The 10,219-nt window shown below is 48.4% G+C and carries 13 protein-coding genes; 5 read left to right on the top strand and 8 right to left on the bottom strand.

Features of this window, described 5'->3' with window-relative positions:
• Window positions 1–2: 2 nt before the first annotated feature.
• The 4 genes from AC2JC8_RS08845 to AC2JC8_RS08830 form a co-directional block, all read right to left on the bottom strand.
• A complete protein-coding gene (locus AC2JC8_RS08845) occupies window positions 3–635 on the bottom strand; it encodes a diacylglycerol/polyprenol kinase family protein (protein ID WP_484594557.1) in 633 nt (210 codons plus the stop codon).
• A 7-nt stretch (window positions 636–642) separates the two neighbouring features.
• Entirely contained in the window at window positions 643–1,614 is a 972-nt protein-coding gene (locus AC2JC8_RS08840; protein ID WP_484420354.1) for an RNA polymerase sigma factor, RpoD/SigA family, read from the bottom strand.
• 268 nt (window positions 1,615–1,882) lie between these two features.
• The gene (ppk1, locus tag AC2JC8_RS08835; protein ID WP_484594556.1) at window positions 1,883–4,018 is read right to left on the bottom strand and encodes a polyphosphate kinase 1; all 2,136 of its coding nucleotides are present in this window, start codon (window positions 4,016–4,018) and stop codon (window positions 1,883–1,885) included.
• A 25-nt stretch (window positions 4,019–4,043) separates the two neighbouring features.
• Complete coding sequence (locus tag AC2JC8_RS08830) at window positions 4,044–5,258, bottom strand: MFS transporter (RefSeq protein WP_484594555.1); 1,215 nt, start codon at window positions 5,256–5,258, stop codon at window positions 4,044–4,046.
• Window positions 5,259–5,321: 63 nt separating this feature from the next.
• On the opposite strand from AC2JC8_RS08830, the gene AC2JC8_RS08825 reads away from it, so the two are divergent.
• The gene (locus tag AC2JC8_RS08825) at window positions 5,322–5,966 is read left to right on the top strand and encodes a 2OG-Fe(II) oxygenase (protein ID WP_484594554.1); all 645 of its coding nucleotides are present in this window, start codon (window positions 5,322–5,324) and stop codon (window positions 5,964–5,966) included.
• On the opposite strand, the gene AC2JC8_RS08820 is transcribed toward AC2JC8_RS08825, so the two are convergent.
• Genes AC2JC8_RS08820 through AC2JC8_RS08810 form a run of 3 tightly spaced genes read right to left on the bottom strand, consistent with a single transcriptional unit; the run spans window position 5,932 to window position 7,190 of the window.
• Complete coding sequence (locus tag AC2JC8_RS08820) at window positions 5,932–6,441, bottom strand: nucleoside deaminase (RefSeq protein ID WP_484594553.1); 510 nt, start codon at window positions 6,439–6,441, stop codon at window positions 5,932–5,934. The two genes, AC2JC8_RS08825 and AC2JC8_RS08820, sit on opposite strands and share 35 nt — an antisense overlap.
• 54 nt (window positions 6,442–6,495) lie before the next feature.
• Window positions 6,496–6,801, bottom strand: a complete 306-nt coding sequence (locus AC2JC8_RS08815; protein WP_295456366.1) for a hypothetical protein — start codon at window positions 6,799–6,801, stop codon at window positions 6,496–6,498.
• Window positions 6,798–7,190, bottom strand: coding sequence for a nucleotidyltransferase family protein (locus AC2JC8_RS08810; protein WP_295456368.1), 393 nt, complete (start codon window positions 7,188–7,190; stop codon window positions 6,798–6,800). Before AC2JC8_RS08810 ends, AC2JC8_RS08815 begins: the two co-directional genes overlap by 4 nt.
• Before the next feature lie 80 nt (window positions 7,191–7,270).
• Between AC2JC8_RS08810 and AC2JC8_RS08805 the strand changes: the two genes are divergently transcribed.
• The 3 genes from AC2JC8_RS08805 to cobA are packed head-to-tail and all read left to right on the top strand — an operon-like array spanning window position 7,271 to window position 8,963.
• A complete protein-coding gene (locus AC2JC8_RS08805; RefSeq protein WP_484401732.1) occupies window positions 7,271–7,393 on the top strand; it encodes a hypothetical protein in 123 nt (40 codons plus the stop codon).
• 35 nt (window positions 7,394–7,428) lie between these two features.
• Window positions 7,429–8,175, top strand: a complete 747-nt coding sequence (locus AC2JC8_RS08800) for a hypothetical protein (protein WP_484420350.1) — start codon at window positions 7,429–7,431, stop codon at window positions 8,173–8,175.
• Complete coding sequence (gene cobA / locus AC2JC8_RS08795) at window positions 8,172–8,963, top strand: uroporphyrinogen-III C-methyltransferase (RefSeq protein WP_484401730.1); 792 nt, start codon at window positions 8,172–8,174, stop codon at window positions 8,961–8,963. Before AC2JC8_RS08800 ends, cobA begins: the two co-directional genes overlap by 4 nt.
• Before the next feature lie 6 nt (window positions 8,964–8,969).
• Here the strand turns inward: cobA and AC2JC8_RS08790 are convergent, their stop codons facing one another.
• Window positions 8,970–9,590 (bottom strand): alpha-ketoglutarate-dependent dioxygenase AlkB family protein, encoded by a 621-nt coding sequence (locus tag AC2JC8_RS08790; protein WP_484594552.1) that lies wholly within the window; start codon window positions 9,588–9,590, stop codon window positions 8,970–8,972.
• Window positions 9,591–9,785: 195 nt separating this feature from the next.
• On the opposite strand from AC2JC8_RS08790, the gene AC2JC8_RS08785 reads away from it, so the two are divergent.
• Window positions 9,786–10,219 (top strand): redox protein (locus tag AC2JC8_RS08785; protein ID WP_484594558.1); only part of this gene is annotated, 434 nt, incomplete at its 3' end.

The raw sequence follows: 10,219 nt of genomic DNA, 5'->3' as shown, positions 1-10,219 counted from the left end.
TTTTAGCCCCTTAGCCAGGCGCCCATTACGCCCACCAGTAAGGGCACAGTGAAATTATCAAGGCCGGCCCAACTGAATTGTTCTAATAAAGTTGCACTGGTGGCGATTGCAATCACTGCATACCACTGCAAATTGGGTAGGAGCAGGGCTAACACCAGCAGTGTTACTAAAGCCATGGTGGCAGTGCCAATGATCGATTTTGTTTGCCCAAATATTTGCCAGCGGCGAGATGAGAAATTTGCCCCAAGCAAGCCGGCTAAACCATCAGCTAGGGCCATGGTTAAAACGGCAGCACATACAAGGTCTGCCCGTTGGGGCCAAAAAAATGCAAGCAATAAAGTGATTGAAACGCCGTAGGCAACAGTGCCATAGCTAAATCTTCTTACATCTTCTATGGAAGCTAAAAGCCGCCAACGATGATTTATTAGAGCTAGAGCGCTAGCTAAAGCAGCAGCAGCAAGAGCAATAGATGCTGGAATCTCAGTAGCCCAAGCAATGGGTAAAGCAAAACCTGCGCCGATATGCACAACCTTTCGGCTTAATTCTTGCTGCTGTGGCCAGCGCTTACTTATTAAACTGGCGACAATAAAAACAGCTCCTAACCAAGCGGTGATCAGTGCTAAACCTGTAAGCACCTAATTATTAGGCTGCTTGTTGTTGGTTGGTAATCAATCGCAATTTAAGTATTGCTTTTGCTTCTAATTGCCGCACTCGTTCCCGAGATACATTGATTTGGCGACCAATTTCAGCCAGGGTAAGGGGTTCGCTTCCCTCTAAGCCAAAGCGTAATTTGAGAATTTTTTGCTCCCTTTCGTTTAATTGGGTAATCCAGGTGCCGAGATGTTCTTTTTGGATGCGGCGATCCATTCCCTCCATCGGTTCACCACTGGCTGGATCTGGAATTAATTCACCAAGGGTGCTGCGATCTTCTTCTCCTCTGGCATGGGCATCAAGGGAAGCGCAAGGGGCGCTTTGGCTAAGCAGCTCCTCCAGCTCCTCCGGTTGCATACCCATGGCATGGGCCATTTCAAGCCGGTTTGGCTGGCGGCCAAAACGATGGGAAAGTTCCCTTGTAATACGGCGTAGTTTTGAGAGCTTTTCGCTGATATGAATTGGTAAGCGAATGGTGCGGGCACTGTTATCAATGGCGCGGGTCATCCCTTGGCGAATCCACCAGTAGGCATAGGTGGAGAATTTATATCCCATCGCCGGATCAAATTTATCAACGGCCCGCTCTAAACCAATCGCACCCTCTTGCACTAAATCAAGAAGCTCAAGTCCTTGATTCTGATATTTTTTAGCAACACTTACAACCAAACGTAAGTTGGCTGCCATCATTCGATCCCTTGCGCGGCAACCCATTCGCACTTGATGGCGTTGCCTTGGAGTGCGCTCTGCTTCTTCTGTTTCCAGCAGCTGCTTCATGTGCTGCACTTGATGGGCAAGTTCGATTTCTTCAGCAGCAGTAAGCAGAGGAACCCTTCCGATATTGCTTAAGTACCAACCGATTGAATCCGTGCTCAATCTGCCAGTTGATTTAGAGCTGCTTCGTAATTGTGCAGGGCGAATCGAAGGTTTTTCACCTTCAGCTCGAGCCCCCAGTGGTGTCCCCATCACCCTGGCCTCTCAAATTAAATTAGGTCAGAACATAGCACTATTATCAGCTAATTTGTGTGTGATTTGGGGCAGTAATCCGCAAATCAACGCTAAATAAAATCTGCGGATTTGCTGCTGCTGCTCCTAAAGCAAGGGCACCACTGATTAACTATCTTGAAATAGCTAATAGTGGTCGGTTTAGGTATTGGTTTTTGTTTGGTTTTTGCTCATGATTCTTAGCTTTTATACATAAGAAACATCAGTTATTTGAGCCCTATCAATTTGATTAGCTGTTTTGCCCTTGAACTGCTTTCCAGTTTTCCATGAGCTCAAGTTGAGAGTTGTTTTCGTTTTCATTGCACAAGCGCTGCAAGAAATGACCATCCGGTTGCATATCCCAGGCACCCCGGTTGTCAGCTAGGTAAGTTTGCAGTAACTGCTCCAAGCTGCTACGAAGTTCAGGGTCTTCCACTGGAGTTATCGCTTCCACCCTGCGATCAAGATTGCGGCCCATCCAATCGGCGCTACCAATAAAAGCTTGAGCATCACCGCCATTGTTAAACCAAAAGATACGCGAATGCTCAAGAAAGCGTCCGATGATACTTATTACTGAAATATTGCTGCTATGGCCCTCTAGGCCTGGAAGCAAGCTGCATACACCTCTGATAATTAGTTCAATCTTCACTCCAGCTCTGGAAGCCTCATAAAGCAGTGAGATGATGCGAGGATCCACCAATGAATTCATTTTTACAATCATGTGAGCTTCTGTGCCGGCCTTGGCATGCTCGATTTCCCTTTTTATTAGAGATTCCATGCCGGCGCGCAAGGTAACGGGGGCCACCAAAAGTTTTCGGAAACTTTGTTGTTTTGAAAAGCCGGTTAGATAATTAAAAAGTTCCACTAAATCCTGCCCCAATTCAGGCCTGGCGCTAAGCAACCCCACGTCGGTGTAGAGCTTGGAGGTTTTGGAGTTGTAGTTACCAGTGCCCACATGCACGTAGGAACGCAGTTCCTCGCGTTCGCGCCTCAACACCAGAGTTACCTTGGTGTGGGTTTTAAGGCCGATAACGCCATAAACCACGTGAACGCCAGCATTTTCAAGCTGCCTAGCCCATTGAATATTATTTTCTTCATCAAACCTTGCTTTTAACTCTACTAATGCCATCACTTGCTTACCATTTTCAGCTGCAGTTATCAAAGAACTAATAACTTTTGAATCTTTAGATACACGATATAATGTCATTTTTATTGCTAATACATCGGGATCATCTGCAGCTTGGCCAATAAATTCCTCAACCGATGAACTAAATAGATCGTAGGGATGATGCAGAAGTACATCGCCGCGCTTTAAAACATCGAACACGCTTTCAAATTCCTCTGCTTTGATCGAACCGTCAGCGAGCAACGCTTTTTGGGCCCGTGCTAACGGTGCAGCGATGCGTGCCACTTGAGCAACGTATTTTAATTGCGGTAGCGCTACACCGGTGAGAGCAAATAAATCATCTAAGCCGAGGGGTCCATTAATGCGATATAGATCCTCCGCTTCTACCGCCATTCCTTCCATCAGTAGATCAACTACATCCTGTGGCATTTCATCTGTTACCTCCAAACGCACCACCTCTCCACCCATGCGTCTTTTACGTAATCCCTCCTGTAATGCCACCATTAAGTCGTCTGCTTCCAGTTCCCTTAATTCCAAATCTGCATCGCGAGTAACGCGGAAGAAATAGTGCCCTTCAATTGCCATGCCAGGGAAGAGCAGCGCGAGGTTGAAGGCCACCACCTGCTCTAGGGGAACGGCGCTGTAGAGAACGGGACCTGCTTGATCAGCAAGTTCTGTTGGTATTTTGATAAATCTTGGTATATTTTTCTGAGGTACTTTAACCCGCGCAAATTGTTGTTCTCCTGTTTCTGGATCGCGAATTAAAGCTGCGATATTAAGGCTTAAATTACTAATGAACGGGAATGGGTGAGCTGGATCAACGGCAAGAGGTGTTAAAACTGGAAAAATTGCAGCTCGGAAATGGTTGTTAATCCATTCTTTTTGCTTATTATTTAGCTGAGAGTAGTCTAATAGAAATACGCCATGTTCGGTTAATTTTGGTTTTAGCTCACCGCGATAGTGTTGTTGTTGTCGTTCTAAAACTGGCCTTAATTTTGATTGAATTGCCATTAGTTGTTGCAATGGCGTGAGTCCATCTGCGCTCGAGCTGGTAACACCAGCTTCCACTTGTGATTTCAAAGATGCCACCCGCACCATAAAAAATTCATCAAGATTGTTGCTAAAAATTGCGCTGAACTTAGCTTGCTCAAGCAACGGTGTTCGGCCGTCCATCGCCTGAGCTAGTACCCGTTCATTGAAATTAATCCAACCCAATTCACGATTTAGGTAGAGCTCTGGAGCTAGTGCAACGGCGGCCATGGGTTTAGGTGCCAATCACAAAACACTAATTGGCTTGTTTAAAGGTTCCGTTAGCAGTGAGAAAACTCACCCCCAGCAGCAAGGCTGCAGCCAACAAAAACGGACTGCTATAGCCCAGTTGTTCAAAGGCCAACCCCATCAAAGGCGGGCCAAGAAAACTGCCCAGGCTTTGCAAACCCTGCAGGCTGCCAAGGGCTGCTCCCTGGCCATCGCTATCAAGGCGCCTAGATACCAAACTGCGCAAGCAAGGTGTAACAAGCCCTGTGCCTAGGGCCAATATGGCAACGGCGCTAAAAACTACCGGTTGGGCATTGCCAATTGGGGCGGCAGGAATCAAGAGGCAACCAACTAACACCAGGCCAAGGCCAAATAATGTGAGCTTTTGTTCACCAAATTTTGAAACTAGGGGCCCGATTAATGCCCCTTGCACCACGGTTGCTACCACGCCAACGATCAGAAATGCGCTAGTGGCAGGGCCTGGCCCCCAATTAAATACCTGCTTAAAAAACAGCACCAGCACTGCGGTAAAACCGTTGAAGGCAAGAAAGAACAGAAAAAATGCCAGGCAGAGGCTGCCCACTTTTGGATTTTTAAACACCTTCAGCAGTTGAGTAAAAGGATTGAGTGCTCGTTTGCGAGGCAGGGCCCGCCTTTGATCTGCTGGATGGGTTTCTGGCAGCAAAAGCAACACCAACAGCAGATTTATTGCTGCAATTCCCACTGCAATCCACACCGGCAAAGTAACGCTCCAGCGGCTCAATATCCCAGCTAGGGCAGGCCCAAGAATGAAGCCCAGCCCAAAGGCCACCCCGATCAAACCAAATGCTTTGGCGCGATTTTCAGGGCTGCTGATATCAGCGAGCACAGCCCCAGCGCTTGCGGCAGTACCGCCACTGAACCCGTCTAATAACCGTCCGCAAAATAAAAGCGCCAGGGGCCAGGCACTGGCAATAGGCCAATCAATTTCTAAGGTAATTGCAAATAAACCAAGCCCCAGCACTGTGCCTGCAACGCAGCAAGCGATCACTGGGCGGCGCCCAAAGCGATCACTTAATGCACCAATCAATGGCGTTGCTAAAAATTGAGCCAGGGCATAACTACCAGCCAGCAAACCCAAGGTGGTGCCACTGCTGGTGAAACCAGCTAATAGAAATGGCAGCAGCGGAAATACCAGGCTTTCTCCCACCCGATCGTTCAGCAGCGTCACAAACACGCATAAAAGCGTGGACGGACGTTTCATTTGGTTTAAAGCCGGCGGGTATCAAAACTAGTGTTCAGCACCATCCACCCAAAAATTAAATAAATGCGCTTGATCGCCTCCTATCGCAATGCTGGCTATGAAGCCTTGGCTGATGCTGTAATCAGCTTTTTTGATCGCCGCTCCGATTTACAAGCCCCTGGTGTTGCCTTTGGTGTGGGTGCCAGCTCGCAAATGGAAGCGACCAAACGCTCCACCGATATCAGCTTGGTGGCGATTGATCGCAGTGATCCAGAAGCTTTTGCTTTGGCAGATGTAATTGTGCGAGGCGTTAGAGCCGGGCTGAATCGATATTTAGAAGAAAGGCCCCTGCTGCTGCAATGCAGCCCTGAGCAGCAGCTATTTGTGAATCCAATTTTTAATTTGCAGCGTTATGCGCCGGGTGAGGGTTTTAAAGCTTGGCATTGTGATTGGACCATCAGCCCAGAGGCCACGGAACCGGTGCATCGGTTGTTGGCCTGGATTCTTTATTGCAATGATCTACCTCAAGGGGGAACTGAATTTCATTGGCAGGATCATCACGAGGAGGCAGAACGGGGCAAATTATTGATATTTCCGGCCGGTGTATCTCACATCCATCGCGGCAGGATTAGTAATGTTCACACCAAAACCATTGCTACTGGTTGGATAAATGCTGGAACGGAGGCGTTGTATCTCAAGCGTTTGGCAAACGGGCCGGAATTGTTGTGATGTCCCGATCGCGCCGCACCGCCTGCCATACCTCAACAGCTTCCGATCGCATTAATTGCTCGGGGGCAAGATTCTTTAATTGATCAGGCTTTTGTAAATCAAAACCGATTGCTTGATCGTCGTAGATGTCGTTGTAGTCGTCCCAACCGGCAGCATAGTAAATCTTTTTTATACCAGCCCAAGCTGCTGCCGCATAACACATCGGGCAACATTGGCAGCTTGTATAAAGAATGCAGCCACTTAAATCCCAGCTATTTAATACCTTGCAAGCAGCGCGAATCGCATTGATTTCGGCGTGGGCGGTGGGATCATTATCGCGACCAACACTATTGCCAGCAACAGCAATTAACTCGTTGTTTTTAACAACAACTGCTCCAAATGGTTCGCCGCTGCGTTCCTCTAATGCTGTGCGCTGCATTGCTGCAATCGCCATGGCCATAAAGGTGTTATGGGCTGAATTATTGATGTGGTCCATCGAAAAATTGGGCCAAGGGCGATTGATGCAGCTTAATACAAAGCTTTTTAAGCTCTAGCTTTTTGTAGTTATGATTTTTTCTGCCAAACTAAGGCTTAAATCCGCTATCGCCAAAGCTTTGTTGCCATCAATAACTGTGTAGTGTTCTGTTGGAATCCAGTCTACATCGCCATAAAAGGATAGTTCTCTTTGCGCTCGTAACCAGTGAGATCCAGCTGCTAATTGTCTAAATTTATCTCCTAATTCTTGCGCTTCTCTAACTAAATCACTCCAACCTTCACGGTTTGCCAGAAGAGTTAAAATTTCTCTGCGAAGTTGAGCTTTTTTAAGGTAAGACCTGCTTAATTCGGCCCCTGTCAAAACCAAACCTCTGCTGCAGGGCGTACCGTTGGGGTGAGACGCCAATACCAGCTATCACCCCAAGGAATACGTTTACTTCCTTGTGCATCTAAGCGATCGCGATAGCGCTGCAGGAATTCTAATGCCCACCCATCTGGATCAAATAGAATAACTCCGTCAATACTAATATCTAAAAAGATTGGTCCTCCTTGTTCAGCTTCTGCCGCAGAACGCAAATGAAATTGCAACTCCGGCCTATTGCCTATTGCGCTGTTTGATGCAATTCGAACTTGATCACAACCTCCGTGATCATCGCGAGATTTAAATTGCCTTTCTCTCAATATTACTAATAAATCTATATCTGAAAATTGATTTGCCTCTCCCCTTGCCACTGAACCAAATAAAACCACAGCAAGCAGTTGGGATCCATGGCTTCAACAGAACCTTTGCTTAGATTACTCTGCAAACTGTTGGTAGTGATTTATCTAAAATGAGCGAACTAACTCATCTCAATACTGCTGAAGAAGTGCATATGGTGGAAGTTGGCGATAGACCCAACAGCCGCCGTCAAGCTCCTAGAGCAAGTTTTATCTGGCAATACAAAAATGGGTGAAGTGTTGGCCGCTTAAACCTCTACGCCATTGCCTAATGCAACTAGGAAAAGACCTACAACCCGTTCTCGCTATCGAAGCTGTTGATTTATTGGCGCGTTTGCCCCGGCCCCGGCAGGGCCTCAGCGCATTACGCGCGGCGGCAACCCCAACAGATTTGTTGCTTGTGCTCCATGGCCGGGCTGGTGGTTCGATTCCGGCTGAAATTGATCAACTAGCTGCTGAATTACAGATAGCAAGGGGAGGACGGGTGTTTTTGCAGGCGTTAACCGATGAGCAGGCCCCAATGCAGGCCCTCAATTTTCCGCCAGCCCCAATCACTTTGGTGCCCTTATTTCAATTGCCTGGTCAGCATGTTCAATTTGATGTGCCCGACATTGCAGCCCATTGGCGCAGCCATGGCTGGCCGCTGCGGCGCCTGCCTTTTCTTGGGGCATGGCCCCTTTGGCAGCAGGCGATTGGTTCAGCATTGCAGGCGGCACGAACTGAGGGCTTAAGGCCCCTATTGCTGCATCATCCCCTTAGCGGCAGCCTGGCTTTTCGGTATGTGCAACTGCTAGAGCAGCGATTTGAGGCACCCTGCCAGCCTTGGTGTGAGCCTGCCCAGCTCTACATTGATCCCACTGAACCCCAGCTGCTTGTGCCCCTGGCCATTGCAGCAAATCAAATCAGCGCTGCTTTGCAGGCAACAGACTGGCCAGTTGCTATGCAGCTTTGGCCGCCCCTTTTGCAACAACAGCATTTTTATTCCTCACTGCTGAAGCAGTTGGTTTCCCTGCCATGACTACTGCACCAACCTTTGGCATTGTTTATTTGGTGGGTGCAGGCCCAGGTGATCCTGAATTATTAACGCTACGGGCCCATCGGCTACTGCAACGTTGTGATGCCCTAGTGCACGACTCTCTTGTACCGCTGGAATTACTAGAACTGGTGCCTGCAACATGTTCTGTGCATTGCGTGGGCAAGCGGCGCGGATTTCATTCCGTACCGCAACCGAGCACTAATGCCTTAATGGTGCAACTTGCCGCTACGCACCGCTGTGTGGTGCGGCTTAAAGGCGGTGATCCCTTTCTGTTTGGTCGTGGTGCAGAAGAAGCGGCATATCTTGTTAGCAAAGGTGTGCCGGTTGAGGTGGTGCCTGGGATCACAGCCGGTATTGCGGCTCCTGCCTATGTGGGGATACCAGTTACCCATCGCAAAGCAGGTTCCTCCGTTACTTTTGTGACCGGTCATGAGGAAATTGATAAAGCTCGCCCCGGTGTTGATTGGCGCGGCTTAGCTCGCAGTAGTGATGGCCTTGTTATTTATATGGGTTTGCATAATTTGCAACATATCTGCGATGAATTACAGGCCGGTGGTTTAGCTCCCACCACCCCAGCAGCAATCATTCAGCAAGGCAGTGTGAATGGCCAAAAACAACTAATCGCCAGTTTGGAAGATCTTGCTAGCGCGGCGGCAGAACAAAATTTTGGTGCACCTTCAATTGTGGTTATTGGTGAAGTGGTATCCCAGCGGGTGCCGGCCTGCGCGCCAATGCCTGCGCCGGTAACGATGCCGCAACCATTGGTTTAATTTTTCTTATTTTTTTACTACGCGAAAAGTGAGATTTAGGCGTGCTTCTTTTACACGTAAGCGGCGAGGTATTGCATGCAACCAATGTTGTTGGGTGGGGTAATCCATTATTAACAAATCGCCGTGATTTAGTTCTATGTTGATCGTTTTTTGGCTGCCGGGCTCGCAACTACGGGCTTTTGGTTTAAATCGAAATGTACGGCTGGCCCCAAGGCTGAGGGAGGCTATTGGCGCAAGTGGATCTAGTTCCGCTTCATCGTCTGCATGCCAACCCATGGCATCAGTGCCATTGCGGTAGTAGTTAAGCAGCAGAGAATTAAAGGGGCTGCCAGTAGCAGTAATGATCTGCTGGCGGATCGCTGTAACTATTGGCGACCAGGATTCAATTATGTTTTCTAATTTTGAATAGCGATAGCTGCAGCCTGGATCCGCCATCCAGCAGGTGAGCCTTGGCAAGAGATGGCGGCGTCCAAATAATTCGATGTGTTCCTGTTTCCAGGGCACTTCTGTAATTAGTTGCTCGAGCCAGTAGTTGGCAGTAGCCCTGGGAGCCCAACCAGGCCAATGCCGCAAATTAGGAGCTGATGAATCTGGCAAGGTAATCAACGCCACTACAGCCGATACCATAAAAAAGGCGACCCCAGATAGAGCCGCCTGCCTTTCCCATGCCCCAACCTTCTCAGGCTGGATGCATAGTTTGTGATTAGCAAGCCACGGCTGTTGTGCTTAAAAGCACTAAATCCGTAACAATGCACCCAACAACAAATTGTTTTTTTTGGCTTACTGGCATCAACTTGATTAGTTGCTATGGCTACTGCACCAATGTTTGAGCTAGTGCCCTATGAACGCTTTCGCGATACTCCAGCGGTGCGTTTTTTTGATATCACCGTTGCTGCTTCCAATGCCCGCGATTTAGTAATCCATAGCGGCCCGGCGGTTAGTCCCCCCAATGAGGACACCACAGGGGCGTGGCAGTTTTATTTGCATCCCCACCAGGAAGACAACCTCCTAGCTCTGCACGGGGGCCGCACTTTTTATTTAGTGAACCTCGGTTGGAATTATCCGTACCACATAGTTCGCTTAGATACCGGTGGCGATATCTTGCGCATTCCACCGGGTACTTTCCATCGCTCAGTTTCAGATCTAGATGGATCAGTGGTTTTAAACCAAGCGGTACGCGAACCAGGGGCCACCGTGGCCAGTGAATTTCGCGTTTATAACAGCCGCCTGATACCACGTTTATTTGGTATTACCTT

The organism is Synechococcus sp., from assembly GCF_982614295.1.
The sequence above is the reverse complement of the archived record's forward strand: the minus strand, read 5'-3'. Positions and strand labels throughout refer to the sequence as shown.

Bases quoted from the DNA above. Each gene is read 5' to 3' on its own strand.
- AC2JC8_RS08825 (WP_484594554.1), top strand. From the start codon at position 5,322: ATGCGCTTGATCGCCTCCTATCGCAATGCTGGCTATGAAGCCTTGGCT.
- AC2JC8_RS08840 (WP_484420354.1), bottom strand. From the start codon at position 1,614: ATGGGGACACCACTGGGGGCTCGAGCTGAAGGTGAAAAACCTTCGATT.
- ppk1 (WP_484594556.1), bottom strand. From the start codon at position 4,018: ATGGCCGCCGTTGCACTAGCTCCAGAGCTCTACCTAAATCGTGAATTG.
- AC2JC8_RS08805 (WP_484401732.1), top strand. From the start codon at position 7,271: ATGAGCGAACTAACTCATCTCAATACTGCTGAAGAAGTGCATATGGTG.
- AC2JC8_RS08790 (WP_484594552.1), bottom strand. From the start codon at position 9,590: ATGGTATCGGCTGTAGTGGCGTTGATTACCTTGCCAGATTCATCAGCT.
- AC2JC8_RS08820 (WP_484594553.1), bottom strand. From the start codon at position 6,441: ATGGACCACATCAATAATTCAGCCCATAACACCTTTATGGCCATGGCG.
- cobA (WP_484401730.1), top strand. From the start codon at position 8,172: ATGACTACTGCACCAACCTTTGGCATTGTTTATTTGGTGGGTGCAGGC.
- AC2JC8_RS08830 (WP_484594555.1), bottom strand. From the start codon at position 5,258: ATGAAACGTCCGTCCACGCTTTTATGCGTGTTTGTGACGCTGCTGAAC.
- AC2JC8_RS08800 (WP_484420350.1), top strand. From the start codon at position 7,429: ATGCAACTAGGAAAAGACCTACAACCCGTTCTCGCTATCGAAGCTGTT.